12 protein-coding genes are annotated in these 16,664 nt (G+C 36.7%); 8 read left to right on the top strand and 4 right to left on the bottom strand.

Annotated elements, in window-relative coordinates; translation table 11 throughout:
• Positions 1 to 70 precede the first annotated feature (70 nt).
• A complete protein-coding gene (locus ZA06_RS13295; protein WP_053977958.1) occupies positions 71 to 1,330 on the top strand; it encodes an aminotransferase class I/II-fold pyridoxal phosphate-dependent enzyme in 1,260 nt (419 codons plus the stop codon).
• 52 nt (positions 1,331 to 1,382) lie between these two features.
• On the opposite strand, the gene ZA06_RS13290 is transcribed toward ZA06_RS13295, so the two are convergent.
• Together ZA06_RS13290 and ZA06_RS13285 are read right to left on the bottom strand one after the other, a co-directional pair.
• A complete protein-coding gene (locus ZA06_RS13290) occupies positions 1,383 to 2,498 on the bottom strand; it encodes a GNAT family N-acetyltransferase (protein WP_053977957.1) in 1,116 nt (371 codons plus the stop codon).
• Between the two features lie 39 nt (positions 2,499 to 2,537).
• Positions 2,538 to 3,488, bottom strand: a complete 951-nt coding sequence (locus ZA06_RS13285; protein ID WP_240472263.1) for a transporter — start codon at positions 3,486 to 3,488, stop codon at positions 2,538 to 2,540.
• Between the two features lie 195 nt (positions 3,489 to 3,683).
• Between ZA06_RS13285 and ZA06_RS13280 the strand changes: the two genes are divergently transcribed.
• Genes ZA06_RS13280 through ZA06_RS13265 form a run of 4 tightly spaced genes read left to right on the top strand, consistent with a single transcriptional unit; the run spans position 3,684 to position 9,168 of the window.
• The gene (locus ZA06_RS13280) at positions 3,684 to 3,968 is read left to right on the top strand and encodes a DUF4834 family protein (protein WP_053977955.1); all 285 of its coding nucleotides are present in this window, start codon (positions 3,684 to 3,686) and stop codon (positions 3,966 to 3,968) included.
• A 29-nt stretch (positions 3,969 to 3,997) separates the two neighbouring features.
• A complete protein-coding gene (locus ZA06_RS13275; protein ID WP_053977954.1) occupies positions 3,998 to 6,421 on the top strand; it encodes a YfhO family protein in 2,424 nt (807 codons plus the stop codon).
• Positions 6,408 to 7,691 carry a glycosyltransferase family 4 protein gene (locus ZA06_RS13270; RefSeq protein ID WP_053977953.1) on the top strand — a complete coding sequence of 428 codons (1,284 nt, stop codon included), beginning with the start codon at positions 6,408 to 6,410 and terminating at the stop codon, positions 7,689 to 7,691. The genes ZA06_RS13275 and ZA06_RS13270 overlap by 14 nt, the downstream gene beginning before the upstream one ends.
• A 16-nt stretch (positions 7,692 to 7,707) precedes the next feature.
• Positions 7,708 to 9,168, top strand: coding sequence for a lipopolysaccharide biosynthesis protein (locus ZA06_RS13265; protein ID WP_053977952.1), 1,461 nt, complete (start codon positions 7,708 to 7,710; stop codon positions 9,166 to 9,168).
• 92 nt (positions 9,169 to 9,260) lie between these two features.
• On the opposite strand, the gene ZA06_RS13260 is transcribed toward ZA06_RS13265, so the two are convergent.
• Positions 9,261 to 10,328 (bottom strand): hypothetical protein, encoded by a 1,068-nt coding sequence (locus tag ZA06_RS13260; protein WP_053977951.1) that lies wholly within the window; start codon positions 10,326 to 10,328, stop codon positions 9,261 to 9,263.
• Between the two features lie 259 nt (positions 10,329 to 10,587).
• Here ZA06_RS13260 and ZA06_RS13255 point away from each other — a divergent pair, with 259 nt between their 5' ends.
• The 3 genes from ZA06_RS13255 (at position 10,588) to ZA06_RS13245 (ending at position 13,597) form a co-directional block, all read left to right on the top strand.
• Entirely contained in the window at positions 10,588 to 11,292 is a 705-nt protein-coding gene (locus tag ZA06_RS13255; RefSeq protein WP_082332025.1) for a LytR/AlgR family response regulator transcription factor, read from the top strand.
• Between the two features lie 226 nt (positions 11,293 to 11,518).
• The gene (locus ZA06_RS13250) at positions 11,519 to 12,373 is read left to right on the top strand and encodes a hypothetical protein (RefSeq protein WP_053977949.1); all 855 of its coding nucleotides are present in this window, start codon (positions 11,519 to 11,521) and stop codon (positions 12,371 to 12,373) included.
• Positions 12,374 to 12,529: 156 nt separating this feature from the next.
• Positions 12,530 to 13,597 (top strand): DUF3667 domain-containing protein, encoded by a 1,068-nt coding sequence (locus ZA06_RS13245; RefSeq protein WP_053977948.1) that lies wholly within the window; start codon positions 12,530 to 12,532, stop codon positions 13,595 to 13,597.
• Between the two features lie 152 nt (positions 13,598 to 13,749).
• On the opposite strand, the gene uvrA is transcribed toward ZA06_RS13245, so the two are convergent.
• A complete protein-coding gene (gene uvrA / locus ZA06_RS13240) occupies positions 13,750 to 16,533 on the bottom strand; it encodes an excinuclease ABC subunit UvrA (protein WP_053977947.1) in 2,784 nt (927 codons plus the stop codon).
• Positions 16,534 to 16,664 lie beyond the last annotated feature (131 nt).

Raw genomic sequence — 16,664 nt, 5'->3', positions numbered from 1 at the left:
ATAAATTAATTATGCAAAGCGGATAGAATTAACTAATTTTGCCGCTATAACTAGACAAATTTTAGCTTTAATGAAAGATTTATTTGATAAAATATACAAGGATAAGGGACCTTTAGGAAAATGGGCCTCTCAGGCTGAAGGCTATTTTGTATTTCCAAAATTGGAAGGACAAATTTCCAACAGGATGAAATTCCAAGGAAAGGAAGTTATCACTTGGAGTATTAATGATTATTTAGGATTAGCTAACCACCCAGAAGTTCGTAAAGTAGATGCCGAAGCTGGTATCGCTTATGGTTCAGCGTACCCAATGGGTGCTCGTATGATGTCTGGTCACACAGATTTGCATGAAAAATTGCAGAGTGAGTTGGCTGATTTTGTAAATAAGGAAGCTGCTTACCTTTTAAATTTTGGTTACCAAGGAATGGTATCTACCATTGATGCTTTGGTTTCTAAAGATGATATCATCGTTTATGATGTAGATGCACACGCCTGTATTATTGACGGTGTTCGTTTGCATATGGGGAAACGTTTTACCTATAAGCACAATGATATTGAAAGTTTAGAGAAAAACTTAGAAAGAGCTACTAAAATGGCTGAGCAAACCGGAGGAGGAATTCTTGTAATTTCTGAAGGGGTGTTCGGTATGCGTGGAGAGCAAGGAAAATTGAAGGAAATTGTAGCCCTTAAAGAAAAATTCAACTTCCGCTTTTTGGTGGATGATGCCCACGGTTTTGGTACTCTAGGGAAAACTGGAGCTGGAGCAGGTGAGGAGCAAGGAGTTCAAGATGGTATCGATGTATACTTTGCAACGTTTGCAAAGTCATTGGCCAGTACAGGAGCTTTTATTGCTGCAGATCAAGAAATCATAGATTATTTAAAATACAACTTACGTTCTCAAATGTTTGCCAAGTCATTGCAAATGCAATTGGTGGTTGGTGCTTTGAAACGTTTGGATATGTTGAAAACTATGCCTGAGCTTAAAAACAAGCTTTGGGAGAATGTAAACGCATTGCAATCTGGTTTAAGAGACCGTGGTTTCGATTTGGGAACTACACAAAGTTGTGTAACTCCGGTGTACCTTAAAGGAAGTATTCCTGAGGCTATGGCTTTGGTTAAGGATTTACGTGAGAACTATGGAATTTTCTGTTCTATCGTAGTTTATCCTGTAATTCCAAAAGGATTGATTCTTTTAAGAATGATTCCAACGGCTACTCATACCATGGAAGATATCCAAGAAACTTTAGAAGCTTTCTCATCAATCCGTGAGCGTTTGGAGAATGGAACTTATAAAAGACTTTCTGCTGCTGTTGCCGCTGCAATGGAGCAGTAATGGGAAAATAGACAAAATAGAAAAGCCACTTTTTAAAGTGGCTTTTTTTATGCTAGAAATCTTTTCTGTAGGTTCTGCGTCGTTTTGTTATTGGAGATTCAAAGTTTTTCCACAATTGGTGAATGGCTATGTTTTCTTCCAGTTCAGGGGTTCTTATACATCGCTTTACACCATCTTTTCTGAAGGAGTCGTAGAATTCTTTAAAAATTAGAGCAGTAACCCCCTTGTTTTGGTATTCAGGATGCACGCCTATTAAATAAAAGACGGCTTCTTCGCTATGTTTTTTAGCCTTCAATAAGTGGTAAAATCCAAATGGGAACATTTTTCCTTTAGCCTTTTGTATGGCTTTTGAAAAGGAAGGTAATACTATGGCAAACGCAATGATATTATCGTCTTTATCCAAAATGAATTTGATATAGTTAGGGTTGATCAAAGGGATATACTTCTTTTTAAAATAATCCTTTTGTTCTTCTGAAATAGCTACAAAAGAAGCTAGTTTGGAGTAGGTTTCATTGAACAGGTCAAACATTTTGTCTACATAAGGCAACAGCTCATCAATTTTTGTAAAATTAAGGGAACGTACACCATACCTTCTGGAAATAAGCGGAACCATTCTCTCAAATTGTTCAGTTTTTACCTTGTCAACATCAAAATAACCTTCGATATATTCTTTCTGTTTAACGTAACCAAGTTTTTCGAGATGGGTGACGTAGTAAGGATGATTATACCAAGTAACCATAGTACTCAATTGGTCGTAGCCTTCGGTTAACACACCAACCTTATCTAAATTGGAGAATCCCATAGGACCTTCAATAAATTCTAATTTATGGGCTTTTCCGTATTCAATAACCTTATCCAAAAGTGCCTTGGTCACTTCTATATCATCAATCACATCAAACCAACCAAACCGTACTTTTTTGTCTTGGGATTTTACTTCGGTCCAGTTGATAATGGCTGCAATTCTTCCAACAATTTCATTGTTTTTGTAAGCTAAAAAATAAGAGGCCTGGGCATGCTTAAAAACTGGGTTTAATTCCGGATCGAAGCTTTCCACTTCATCTTTGATCATGGGAGGTACCCAATATTTATTGTTCTTATAAAGCTTGAAGGGAAATTTAACGAATGCTGTTAGGTCTTTTTTGGAATGTATTTCTTTTACTGTAATCATGTGTCTCCTCGGGCAAAATAATTGGATTTGCCACTGTCATTAAAAATCTGTGTCTATTTTCTTTTTGTTTTTATTGGCGCGTTGCTTACGCTTCATTTCGTCTTTGGCCGAATTGTTGTTATCTGGCTCTTTGTCCTTGTGGAAATCAAATCTGTAAGACGCTCCAATATTAAAATTGAATACTGATGGTGTGTCCTTGGTATTCAAAGTAACGGCTGTATCTAACTGGAAATTTTTGTTCCAAAGATAAGCACCCCCAAATCTAAACAAATTATCGGCGTAAAAGTCGCTTTTGATACCTTGGGTTTCACCAAACAGTACCCATTGTTCGTTTAAGGATTTGGTTAAGGTGATGATATATTGAAAATCCGAATACTCAGAGCCTATTCTGTCTTTTATAAAATTCAAGACCAATACCCAACCGTTGGAAAAATTGTTTTGGGTGGCAATCATAATTTTTGGGCTAAAGCCTTCTACATCCGGTGCAGTATAGGGATTGTCTTTAGAATCGAAATTGGCACCAACATAGGCCGAAACAGCTGGAATTAATGATTTCCATTGAAATTTTCTGTTAGCATGGTAGCTATAAATATTAGGTTTGTCCTCTTGGTTTTTATAAGGATCATAAATTAAATATTTGGCACCAAGGGTAAAGTTTTTAAAGTTGGAGCGCTTGGTTTTCTCAGAAATGGCAGAGCGGTTATCGGTGAACTTGTCGTTTTGATAAACCCCTTCTAAATTGATTTCCAATTGCTCAAAAAACAGTCCGTAACGCGCCATAAAATCTACTCCAAAACCAGATACTTCGTATTGAAGAGGGGTGTGCTTTTCCTTTACATAATATGGTCCCATCTCGAATTGCAGCACATTGGTTCCAACGGAAAAAGCACTGCTAGAAACCCCTGGGCGGTTGGAGTTGATAACATCGGTATATTGAGCAAAGGATGTGGAAGACGCCAAAAAGGCCAGTAATAATAAATAGGTTTTCATGGGTTTCATTTGGTACATAGCGTTTTAGAGGTTGGGCTTTGTTAGTGTACTGTTTGATTTCAAAACTACATAAATTTTTTCATTCTAATAGGATACCCTTAAAACGATGGAATGTCAATTCTATTTTATATTTTTTTTAAGGTTTTATGCGGGTGTTTAAGGAAAGAGAATTGTATTTTTGACAAAAAATAATTCATGTTGCAAACAGCATCTGCGGTGGGCCTTTTAAGAACAATATTAATAATACTGCTGATTTATTACGGATTGAAAATCCTTTCCAGGATTTTTGCGCCGCTTTTGGTGCGTTATATGTCCAAAAAAATGCAGGAACGTTTTGGAGGACAATTTCAACAGCAACAACCAAATAGAAAAGAAGAAAAAGAAAAGGTAGGGGAAACGGTCATTGACAAGATGCCCAAAACCGATAACACTTCAAATAAAACCGTAGGAGAATATATAGATTACGAAGAAATTGATTAATTTTCGCAATCATTCGATAATATATATTCATGCATTTTCCAATTAAAAGAATTCTTCCACACTTACTGGTTTTAGTAGGTTTTATTGTTGTTTCATTAGCATATTTTAGCCCGGTTTTAAAAGGAAAGGAAATCTTCCAAAGTGATATTATGCACTATAAGGGGATGGCCAAACAACAAAACGATTTTAGAGAGGAAACGGGAACAGAAACCTATTGGACTAACAGTGCCTTTGGGGGCATGCCAACATATCAATTAGGGGCCCATTACCCACATAACTACATCAAGAAATTAGATTTGGCACTTCGGTTTTTACCAAGACCAGCCGATTATCTATTTCTATATTTTATAGGGTTTTATATTCTACTATTGGTACTAAAGGTGGACTTTAAGCTGGCAGGTTTAGGTGCTTTAGCCTTTGGTTTTTCAACCTATCTTATTATTATTCTGGGAGTTGGTCATAATGCCAAGGCACATGCCATTGCTTATATGCCATTGGTTTTGAGTGGAATTTTGCTAACTTTTAGAAAAAAATATATCGGAGGTTTTCTATTAACCGCCGTTGCTTTGGCCTTGGAAATCTGTGCCAACCACTTTCAAATGACCTATTATTTACTGTTGTTGGTATTGGTTTTGGGTGTGGCTTATTTGGTGGATGCTTATAGAAATAAGGAATTGCCTCATTTCTTTAAATCGGTTGCGATAATGGCTGTAGCTGCTATTTTGGCTGTTGGGCTGAATGCCACGAACATCATGGCGACTCAGGAATATGTTAAAGAAAGTACCCGTGGTAAAAGTGAATTGACCATTAATGCTGATGGTTCTCCAAAAGAAGTAACCAGTGGCTTAAGTAAAGATTACATCACGGAGTACAGTTATGGATTGTTGGAAACTTTCAACTTGTATATCCCAAGATTTATGGGAGGTGGAAGTCACGAAGATGTGGGGCCAGATTCGGCCATGTATAAATTTTATACCAATATTGGGGCATCTCCGGTTGAGGCTGCGAGAGAAGTGCAGGCCACACCAACGTATTGGGGAGACCAAAGCATTGTGGAAGCACCTGCCTATATAGGAGCTGTAGTGTTGTTCCTGTTTGTTTTGGCCTTGTTTTTGGTGAAAGGTCGCTTGAAATGGTGGCTTGTGGGAGGCTCTATACTATCCTTATTATTGTCCTATGGAAAGAATTTAGGGTTCCTAACAGATCTATTTATAGACTATGTCCCATTATATAACAAGTTTAGAGCAGTTAGTTCCATCCAAGTAATTTTGGAATTATGTATTCCTGTATTGGCTATTTTGGGACTTACCCAATTATTTAAAAATGAAGACAACAAGGAAACCAAGGAAAAGGCCTTAAAGTATTCGGCGATGATTACGGGTGGTTTGGCTTTAGTTTTTTTATTGTTTAAATCTTCTTTTTTAGATTTTGTGGGAGTAAATGATGGTTATTTCCGTCAGGCTTATGGCGAGTATGGGCAAAGTTTTGTAGATGCTTTAAGAGAAGATAGAAAGTCTATGTTTACCGCAGATACCATCAGAACTTTGGTTTTGGTACTATTGGCTTCTGGGACTATTTTCTTATTTCTTCGCGAGAAATTATCTCAAGGGAAAGTCATTTTGATAATGGCTTTATTGATTGCTTTTGACTTGGTAGGGGTGGATAGACGTTATGTGAACAACGACAATTTTGTGTCTTCTTTAAAAGTAAACAATCCGTACCAAGCTTCTGCAGTAGATCAGGAAATCATGAAGGATCAATCACATTATAGAGTGTTTGACTTAACTTCGGGAGGGGCTAGAGCTTCTTATTTCCATAACTCTTTAAGTGGGTATCATGCGGCGAAATTGGGACGTTATAATGAATTGTATGAATTCCATGTGTCCAAGAACAATATGGAAGTGCTTAATATGCTAAATGCAAAGTATATCATAGCACAAGATGAAAAGGGAACTGTGTTTCCTTATACCAATGAAGAAGCTAATGGTAATGCTTGGTTTATTTCGGAGTTGAAAGCTGTGGAAACGGCCAATGAGGAAATGTTGTTATTGGATAGTTTGAATACCAAAACTACGGCGATTTCTTCTTTGCCAATTGAATCGAAAAAGTTTTCGGTAGATTCTTTGGCGACCATCACTTTAACTGATTTTAAACCGAATTACTTAAAATATACTTCTAATAATTCAAATGACGGTTTTGTAGTGTTTTCTGAAATTTACTACGGTCATGGTTGGCAGGCCTATGTAGATGGGATTGCTGCAGAACATACGAGAGTAGATTATGTCTTGCGAGGAATGAACGTGCCATCAGGTACGCACACCATAGAGTTTAAGTTTGAACCAAAAGTAATCGCTACAGGGAGCAAGATTTCTTTAGCGAGTTCCATTGTGTTGGTATTGTTACTTATTGGAGGCGTATTTTTTGGATATAAAAAAATGAATGAAGGTGCCTAAAAAAGCACTCATTATAACATATTATTGGCCTCCAGCTGGCGGACCTGGGGTGCAACGCTGGTTGAAATTCGTAAAGTATTTGCCACAGTTTGGTGTGGAACCTATCGTGTTTTGTCCGGAGAACCCCAATTATCCCATTGTGGACCAAAATATGTTGAACGAGGTGCCAGAAGGCACCACGGTTTTAAAACTTCCTATTAAAGAACCGTATCGTTTTGCCAATTTCATTTCCAAGAACAAAGCCAGTGAGATTAGCTCTGGTGTGATTCCAAAAGCTAAGAAACAATCCTTTATTCAAAAGCTCTTGCTGTATGTACGTGGAAACTTTTTTATTCCGGATGCCCGTAAAAGTTGGGTAAGCCCTTCGGTTGAATTTCTTTCAGAATATATTGCAAAGAATAATATTGAAACGATTATAACCACAGGGCCTCCGCATAGTTTGCATTTAATAGGAATGCAATTAAAGGCTAGGTTAGGAGCTACCTGGATTGCAGATTTTAGGGATCCTTGGACTACAATTGGTTATCACAAGCAACTTAGGCTGTCGAAATCTGCCAAAGAAAAGCACTTGAAATTGGAGCAGCAAGTGTTGCAAACTGCCGACCATATTTTGGTAACTAGTAATAACACCAAATTGGAGTTTGAAACCAAAACAAGCCAGCCCATTACTGTGATCACCAACGGATACGATACTCATAAGGTCGCTAGACCAGAGAAGGATAAAAAGTTTACGATGTCCCATATTGGGTCTTTATTGTCTGAACGTAATCCTGTTGAATTGTGGCAAGCTATTTCTGAGGTGATTGATGAATATGAAGACTTCCGGAAAGCATTTCAACTGAATTTGACAGGGGTGGTTAGTGACGACGTATTGCAGTCCATTTATATTCATAATTTAAAGGAGTATGTTCATTTGGAAGGCTATGTACCGCATACCGAAGCTATAAAAGCTCAAATGCAATCGCAAGTGTTGTTGCTAATTGAAATAGATTCAGAAGATACCAAAGTGATCATTCCAGGGAAATTGTTTGAGTATATGATTTCCAACACACCAATCATTGCAATTGGGCCTATGCAATCCGATGTGGAGCGCATCATTAAGGAAACCAACACAGGACACTATTTTTATTACGATGAAAAGCAACGGATAAAGTCGCAAATATTATTGTATTTTGAAGCTTACAAAACAAATTCATTAGTGACTCAGCCTATTGGCTTACAACAATACAGTAGAAAATCATTGACTGAAAAACTGTCCAAACTAATTTAAACCAACCTGAACTTCTATGGGAATTGTCATTAAACAATCCTTTAAAAACACAGTCAGTACATATCTAGGATTTGGTATTGGTGCCATCAATACTTTGTTTTTGTATACCAATTTCATTTCTGATGAATATTACGGATTGGTTGGTTTTATATTGTCTGCTGCCAATATCATGATGCCTTTAATGGCTTTTGGGGTACAGAACACTATGATTAAGTTTTATTCTACCTATAAAACTAAAAATAGCATCAATAGTTTTTTAACCTTAATGTTGTTTTTGCCTTTGGCAATGGCCATTCCAATAGGGATTATAGGATTTTTTGCCCATGATATAATTTCCAATTGGCTAGGTGCCGAAAATGCGATTGTGAAAGGTTATGTATGGCATATTTTTATCACAGCTGTTGCCATGGCCTATTTTGAAGTGTTTTTTGCTTGGGCCAAAGTACAGATGCAAACGGTTTTTGGAAATTTCATGAAGGAAGTCTTCCACCGAATAGCGATTATAATCCTCCTATTTGCCGTTTATTTGAATTGGCTTACCGTAGAACAGTTTATAAATGCTTTGGTGGGTGTATATGTGTTAAGGATGGTGGTGATGAAACTATATGCTTACAATGTGCGTTGGCCGGTGATTCGATTTAATAAAATTGAAAATCTGAGCGCTATTTTAAAGTATTCGTCACTTATCATCATAGCAGGTTCTATAGCTACGCTTATTTTGGATATCGATAAGTTCATGCTGGGGAAATTACGCCCCGATATTGAAGAAGTGGCCTATTACAGTGTGGCCATTTTTATTGCAACCGTTATTGCGGTGCCTCAAAGAGCGATGCACCAAATTATGATGCCTTTAACCGCAAAGTTGTTAAATGAAAAAAACACGGTGGAGCTAAAGGGACTTTACCAAAGGTCCTCACTAAACCTCTTCGTAGTAAGTGGCTTGATTTTTTTGTTGATTGTTTTGAATATTAATGAGCTTTATTTAATTATTCCAAAGGAATTTAGAGAAGGCTTGTTGGTGGTGTTTTTGATTAGTGCTGCGAAATTATATGATAATGTAATGGGAAATAATAACGCCATTTTATTCAATAGTGATTATTATAGAATGGTCTTGTTTTTTGGAGTTTTGTTGACCATTTTAATTGTATTGTTGAATTTAGCCTTTATTCCTAAGTATGGAATGAACGGAGCTGCCATAGCCACTTTTATTGCAATATTTATTTATAACTCTATAAAAATCTACTTTGTAAAATTGAAATTTGGGATGTGGCCCTTCACCAAAGAGAGTCTGGTGTTAAGTTTGGTAATTCTCGTTGGGTTTGTAGTCTTCTATTTTTGGGACTTTCCATTTCATCCCTTAATTAATATGACCTTAAAGTCTTTGTTGATTGTGTTAGGCTATGGCCTACTAATTTTCAAGCTTCGCATTTCGGAGGATATCAACAGTGTCGTAAAAAAGTTTCTTACCAAAATCTAAATAAGTGTATAATAAGAAAACCCCGTGAGGTGCTTTGAGGCATACTTCTCACAGGGGATTTCTAACTAACCAACCAAAAAGTCGTCTATATGTTATCTTCTTCCAGAACTTCTTTGAGAAGCATTGCTGCTTGCTCTTTTCTTTGAAGAAGTAGTGTTTCTACTTTGTGTTACTTGAGCAGATCTATTGTTAGTTTGTCTGCTAGTATATGTACGTTCATTAGATCGATTTGGTTGTTTCGATTCTAATTTTTTTCTCCTTTCTGTAGAAGTACTAACGGTTTGTCTAGAATTGGTCGTTCTAGTTGTTTGTGTTCTAGAATTTTGACTTCTATTGTTGTTATTTGAAAAATTTGCAGTTCTTCGCTCGTTGGTATTCACTTGAGAGCGGTTTGTACTTCTATTATTGCTGTTATTGTTCCTAGTTACCTGTCTTTGCGGAACAGCTTCTTGTCTATATCGCTCGTGAGTTCGGGTTTGTTGCGCATTGGTTCGTCTAGAATTGTTGGCAACAGCACTTCTGTGTCCATTTACATTCACATGTCTTACATTATTATGGTAAGGTCTGTAATAGGTATGTCTTACCGGTGTATAATATCTTCTGTAAGGTTGCGGACTTACCATGCAATAATTGTAGGTTGGAACTACATAATATCTATGCCAAGGACGGTATACATAGGCTCTATTGTACACGTTAATGTAACCAGTACAGTGGGTATAAGTTCTGTAATTGTTGTAGTGAACATATAAACCGCCTATTCTCGCAATGCGACCAAAATTGTTGTAAAATATGTTTACGTTTCCTGCACGTACAATTCTTCCATAGTAATCATAGAAAATTGGCACATGTTCAATTTGAATGATGGCTCCAAAATCGTCATACTGAATATATGGGCTGTAGTTGTATCCAGAATTGAAACTAATGGAGAAGTTTGGAGAAGTGAAAGCCACATTTACATCGGGGCCATATTTTGGAACATAAAAATCAAACTGTCCATCTGGAAATACCGAAAATTCAATGCCGTCCTCCATAAAGATAAAAGAGTTGCCATAACCTCCCACATACGTATGGGAAACTGTTGTATTGTTAAAAGTTGATGTTGCGTTTACAGATACCCCTGCTAGAAGTAAACTCGTAAATAATAAAATAATCTTTTTCATATTAGAAGATTTTAAGGGTTCGGTTTATACAAAACAAACAGCGTGCCAAATATGATTTGATAATTAAATGAAATAGAGAAAATTATTTTAAAACATTTGATTTTATTCAGCTAGAGCTTTGTTTATTAGATGGATATTTGTTGAATTATATACTGAGTGATACCAGTTAAAATCCATATAATTAAAAAAAAGTATCGCATAATTTATAATTATGTAACTTTAGAATAGCTAACTGCACTTCTGTGCTTTCTAACCAATCATGATTTGTAGATGTTTGATAATAGATGATGAACCTCCTTCAATTAAAATTTTGAAGGACCATATTGCATCTATTGAACAAATGGAAGTAGTGGGTGTATTTAGTTGTGCCCAACATTCTTTTGATACATTGGAAGGAGAACAGGTAGATTTGCTGTTCTTGGATGTGGGCTGTTTAGGTTTACCCGTTATGGAATTTATGAAAATCCATAAAAATACACCTAAGGTTATTTACATGTCTTCCCATAAAAACAAACCAATAGAGGCTTTTCAGTTGGAGGCATTGGATTATTTGTCCAAACCCATTTCTTACGATAGGTTTCTGCAGGCCGTAAAAAAGTACACCAATGGTTATTATTTTGACCTTTCAGCAGAAGGAGCTTTAAACAAGGAATTTTTGTATTTCAGGGCACAACGAAAAACGGTTAAGGTAATTTTGAAAAGCATTCTTTACATAGAAAGTTTCAAGGACTATATTATCATCCATCGTGAAGATCATCCTGAGCTCAAAGTAAAGCAGTCCATAAGCGTCACCGAAGCCATTTTGCCAAAACACTTATTTATCCGCACACATCGCTCGTATATTTTGGCGATTAAAAAAATTACTGCGTTCACCAATTACGATATTGAAATAGGGAAGGTGTCCATTCCCGTGGGAAGTAGTTATGCCCACGTTATAGATCAATTGTATGAAGGAAGGTTATAGTTTTTTCATTTCGTCTTTTAAAAACATGTTTCTGTCAACCAAACCATTTCCTTTATCTATCAGAACAATTTCCACTTTTTAAATTACCTATTTTTATGTAGTAATGGAGTTACTATTCTTTTACAAAACTCTCTTCCTAAGGTGTTCTAATAATGGTAAGTAATATCATGAGTCGTTGATATAGCTCATGATTTGTTTTGCTTGTATAATTCTAATACCAATAATCATGAAAAAACGTTGCAGTTATGCTACTGTATATCTGTGGATATTTGTGGCTTTTTTGATGTATTCCTGTTCTACTCAGGAAACAGATTTAATTGAAGAATCCGTTGAATCAATCCCAACGGAAAATGTACCTTCAGCCAAGCGAGAGGCTGATAAATTATTAATATTTAAAGGCCCTCAGGTTGCTTTTGGAATTGGGAAGGTAAGATCTTGGGTAAGTGTGGATGACAATGATTTTCCTGTGGCCTTCGGCATTGAAATTACCCCTGAAGCATTGGGAGATTTAGAAAGTTTGCCAGAAGATGATGCAATTACTTCAATTCCTCTTCATTTAAAGGCCAAACAATTGACGGCCTATGAGCATATTACCCTTAACTGGGAACCAATGGGGCATGCACCGGCCTATTGGATTCCTCATTTTGATGTTCATTTTTTTGAGATTACTGAAGAAGAACGCTTGCAAATCCTTCCGTATGATGACAATAATCAAGCCATTGTAGATGCTGTAAATGTGTTCCCCGATGTGAATAAAATGCCTGTGGGCTTTTTAAAATTACCAGGACAATTGGGGTATTACCCTTATGCTGGAAAGCATTGGTTGCCTTTTGATTTCTTAGCAGTAAACAATGACTTTGACACAGGAATCATCCATGGATCTTATAATCAAAAACATGTGTTTGTAGAAACTAAGTTTGCTTTGGACTTTTTACAAACCGCTACAGAGTTTACTTCAGATTTTACCCAGCCCTTGCAGTTTGAAAACCCAGGAAGCAATTACCCTACAAAATACAATATGGAAATAGATAGTAAAACTGGGCATATCTTTATTTTCTTAAGTGATTTTGTGGCTAGGTAAGATTCAATGAAAATATGAATTTGGAAAGACCTTATTTAAGGTCTTTTTTATGCGGTTAATTTAATTTGTGGTTTAGTCATTTTAATCCATGCGTTTAAATATGTAGTAAAATTCTTTTTTATTACTTTTAACTTATTAACCGCCAAATTATAGCAGATGAGTGAATCTGAGATTACTTGTAAAAATTGCGAAAACGAATTTGATGCCAATTTTGAGTTTTGTCCGTTTTGCGGTCAAAAGGTAGATGAGCAGTTAACTTTAGGAGTCTTGTTCTACAATACCATTAGTAATTATTTTTCTTTCGATGCTCGGTTTTTCAAGAGTTTCATTCCCTTAATGACAAGACCTGGATATTTGGCGAGTAAATTTATAGGAGGGAAGCGCCTGTTGTATTTACATCCAGCACAGATGTATCTGTTTATTTCCGTGATTTTTTTCTTTGTGTTCTCATTTGTGACTCGCGAACAAACTCAAAAATTGGATACCGCTTTAAAAACGGAATTTGAACATAAACAAGAATATATTGATTCCATCAAGCAAGCTGTTTCAGATTCGGTGAAAGTGGCGGAGGTGAATCAGAAGTTAAAGGATTCCAAGGTGGGCTTTCAACTGGATGAATCTGGATTTAAAGTGTTGGATTCCATTAAATCTTCCGAAGACAAAAAGGTTGTAAAAACAGGATTTAATTTTAATCAGGAAGCCATAGACTCATTAATTGCTTCGGGAGCTTCAGATGAGGAGATTTACAAAGAAATGGGCATGGACGACGATAACAGTGCTTTTTCGAGACGGCTGTACCATCAAGCATTAAAGTTTTATAAGAATAGAAGCGGAGGGTCTATCCTTCAGGCTTTCTATGATAGTATCCCCATTTCCATGTTCATTTTGCTTCCAATTTTCGCCTTGATTCTAAAAGTGTTTTTCTACAGAAAAGGGAAGTATGCGCACCATTTGGTGTTTACCTTTTATTTCTTTTCGTTCTTATTTATGGTGTTTAGCATTTTGGTAATCTGCAATCTAATTTGGAAGGGATTTCCTGGTTGGATCAACAGTGTCATCATGTTTTCTACATTCTTTTATCTGTGGATAGCCATTAAACGATTTTATGGGCAAGGATGGTTTGTATGTTTTTTAAAGAGCAGCACCATTTCTTTTGCTTTCTTATTGTTTGTAATTCCGTTGGCTGTGATAGTAATGGGACTTACAGCATTTCTATTTTACTGAAAAAGCTTGCCTCAAACTAATGAGACAAGCTTCCTGCTATATGTAGATTAATAAATTAAAGGGGTTTCAATAACGTTGCTCTTTTCTTTTAAAGAGGGCTGCAAGATACTGTATTTTAGAGGAATAAAAAGTCTAATAATTGTTAAAATCGATTAAAGTTTTTCTTTGAGGAATTTACCTGTAATCGAGTTTTCGTTTCTTACAATTTCTTCAGGAGTCCCAACAGCTACTAGTTGTCCGCCTTGCTTTCCGCCTTCAGGACCTAAGTCAATAATAAAATCGGCACATTTTATAAGATCCAAATTGTGTTCAATAACAATTATGGAATGGCCTTTGGCAATAAGTGCCTGAAATGACTTGAGTAGTTTTTGAATATCGTGGAAATGTAGTCCTGTGGTGGGTTCGTCAAAAATAAACAGGGCGTTATCACTTTTACTACCTTTTCCCAAGAAAGAAGCCAACTTAATACGTTGAGCTTCTCCACCAGATAGCGTAGATGAGCTTTGTCCCAAGGTTACGTAGCCCAAACCAACATCCTGAAGTGGTTGCAGCTTCGATTGGATTCTGGTTTCTTTAGTTTGGGTGAAAAATGCAATGGCCTCATCAATAGTAAGATTCAAAATGTCGTCGATACTTTTGCCTTCAAACGTCACTTCCAAGATGTCCTTTTTAAAGCGCTTTCCGTTACAGGTTTCACAGGTTAGGTGCACATCGGCCATAAACTGCATTTCAATAGTCACTTCACCTTCACCTTTACAAGTTTCACAACGACCACCATCCACATTGAAACTAAAGTGTTTAGCTTGATAGTTACGAATCTTGCTCAGCTTTTGTGAAGCAAACAACGCCCTGATATCATCATATGCCTTAATATAGGTAACAGGGTTGGAGCGCGAAGACCTTCCAATTGGGTTTTGATCAACAAACTCCACATGTTTGATATTTTTAAAGTTGCCCTGAAGCTCAGTAAATTGACCTGGTTTCTCACTAAAATCGGTTAGTTTCTTTTGAATGGCGGGATAGAGAATCTTTTTGATCAAGGTACTTTTTCCACTACCAGAAACACCAGTAATTACCGTGAGCATTTCCAAAGGAAATCTTACGTCGATATTTTGAAGGTTATTTTCTCTAGCTCCAAGAATATCGATATGGTATTTTGACGTGCGTCTTTTTTGTGGGATTTCAATTTCCAATTGTCCATTGAGGTATTGGGCCGTTAACGAATTGGACGCTAGGATATCCTTGTAAGTACCTGTGGCCACAACTTCACCTCCAAAAGTTCCCGCTTCGGGGCCTATATCGATAATTTCATCTGCAGCATTCATGATATCTTCATCATGTTCTACCACAATTACCGTATTGCCCAAATCACGAAGGGCCTCCAATACCTTTATAAGTTTTTGGGTGTCTTTTGGGTGGAGTCCTATACTAGGCTCGTCCAGGATATACATAGAGCCTACCAAACTGCTTCCAAGAGATGTAGCAAGGTTAATACGTTGGCTTTCTCCTCCAGACAAGGTGTTGGAACGTCTATTTAAGGTTAGATACTCAAGTCCTACATTTTTTAGGAAGGATAAGCGATTAGTGATTTCCTTCAGCAATCGTTCGGCAATTTTTGTGTCGTATTCGTTTAGTTCAAGAGTATCAAAAAAATCAGCTAATTGATTTAATGGCAATTCTACTAAATCCGTGATGGTTGCCCCTCCAATTTTTACGTAATTAGCTTCAGGTCTTAAGCGTTTTCCGTGACAAGTACTGCATTTGGTTTTGCCTCGATAACGGGATAACATGACCCTGTTTTGGATTTTATAAGCTTTGGCTTCCAGTTCTTCAAAAAAGGAATTCAAGCCTTCAAAATAGCTATTGCCTTCCCAAACCAATTGTTTTTGCGCGTCAGATAATTGGTAATAAGGTTTATGAATAGGAAAATCGAATTTATGTGAGTTGTTCACCAATTGATCTCTATACCAACTCATGCTTTCACCTCTCCATGGGAAAATGGCATTTTCATAGATTGATAAGCCTGTATTTGGGATGACCAAATCTTCATCAAGACCAATAACATCTCCATAGCCTTCGCATTTAGGACACGCACCATAAGGATTGTTAAAGCTGAACAAATGGACGTTAGGCTCCAAAAAGGTCATGTCGTCCAGTTCAAATTTGTTATTGTAGGAACGTTGCTCTCCGTTGGAAAGGTATTCTACTGTACAGGCACCTTTCCCTTCAAAGAAGGCAGTTTCAATGGCATCAGCCAATCGGTTAAAGAAGTCCTCTTCATGCCTTACAATAACGCGATCCACAACCAAAACAATATCCGAAGTCAATCCTTTTTGAAGGGCATCTTCAATTCTAAGGATCTCGTCTTGATATTTTACTCTGGCATACCCTTGTTGCTGTAACACTTTAAGTTTGTTCTCCATCGTGCGGCCCTCTTCAAGAATAATAGGAGAGAGAAGCAACAATTTTGCGCCATCTTCAAATTGTTTGATATATTCCAAAACATCCTGTGTGGTATGTTTCTTTACCTCATTTCCGGAAATGGGAGAGTAGGTCTTACCAATGCGAGCAAACAAGAGTTTTAAATAATCGTAAATTTCGGTGGTGGTTCCTACTGTAGAGCGCGGATTTGTAGAGTTTACTTTTTGTTCTATGGCAATGGCAGGGGCAATTCCCTTGATATAATCTACTTTCGGTTTATTGAGCCTCCCTAAAAACTGGCGTGCATAACTGGACAGACTTTCAACATAGCGTCTTTGTCCTTCGGCGTAAAGCGTGTCAAACGCCAAACTGGATTTTCCAGAACCAGATAGCCCTGTGATTACCACTAATTTATTCCGTGGAATAACAACATCAATATTTTTTAAGTTGTGAAGTTTTGCACCTTTAATGATGATATTCTCTTTTGGATTTACTTCGGAAATATTAATGCTCATAATGCCTTTTGCTAATAGATTTGCAAAGATACTACAAGTATTTTATCTGAATAAATTAATTTGATATTGATAAAGTTGAACGGAAAATCCTAAAATATTTCTGGTAAAAATTGTGCAAGCTTTATATCAGT

Source organism: Mangrovimonas xylaniphaga, from assembly GCF_001280435.1.
In the GTDB taxonomy this organism is placed as follows: domain Bacteria; phylum Bacteroidota; class Bacteroidia; order Flavobacteriales; family Flavobacteriaceae; genus Mangrovimonas_A; species Mangrovimonas_A xylaniphaga.
This window is presented reverse-complemented; position numbering and strand designations above follow the sequence as displayed.

Excerpts from the sequence above, each read along its gene's own strand:
- ZA06_RS13295 (WP_053977958.1), top strand. The coding sequence starts at position 71 with ATGAAAGATTTATTTGATAAAATATACAAGGATAAGGGACCTTTAGGA.
- ZA06_RS13290 (WP_053977957.1), bottom strand. The coding sequence starts at position 2,498 with ATGATTACAGTAAAAGAAATACATTCCAAAAAAGACCTAACAGCATTC.
- ZA06_RS13285 (WP_240472263.1), bottom strand. The coding sequence starts at position 3,488 with ATGAAAACCTATTTATTATTACTGGCCTTTTTGGCGTCTTCCACATCC.
- ZA06_RS13280 (WP_053977955.1), top strand. The coding sequence starts at position 3,684 with ATGTTGCAAACAGCATCTGCGGTGGGCCTTTTAAGAACAATATTAATA.
- ZA06_RS13275 (WP_053977954.1), top strand. The coding sequence starts at position 3,998 with ATGCATTTTCCAATTAAAAGAATTCTTCCACACTTACTGGTTTTAGTA.
- ZA06_RS13270 (WP_053977953.1), top strand. The coding sequence starts at position 6,408 with ATGAAGGTGCCTAAAAAAGCACTCATTATAACATATTATTGGCCTCCA.
- ZA06_RS13265 (WP_053977952.1), top strand. The coding sequence starts at position 7,708 with ATGGGAATTGTCATTAAACAATCCTTTAAAAACACAGTCAGTACATAT.
- ZA06_RS13260 (WP_053977951.1), bottom strand. The coding sequence starts at position 10,328 with ATGAAAAAGATTATTTTATTATTTACGAGTTTACTTCTAGCAGGGGTA.
- ZA06_RS13255 (WP_082332025.1), top strand. The coding sequence starts at position 10,588 with ATGATTTGTAGATGTTTGATAATAGATGATGAACCTCCTTCAATTAAA.
- ZA06_RS13250 (WP_053977949.1), top strand. The coding sequence starts at position 11,519 with ATGAAAAAACGTTGCAGTTATGCTACTGTATATCTGTGGATATTTGTG.
- ZA06_RS13245 (WP_053977948.1), top strand. The coding sequence starts at position 12,530 with ATGAGTGAATCTGAGATTACTTGTAAAAATTGCGAAAACGAATTTGAT.
- uvrA (WP_053977947.1), bottom strand. The coding sequence starts at position 16,533 with ATGAGCATTAATATTTCCGAAGTAAATCCAAAAGAGAATATCATCATT.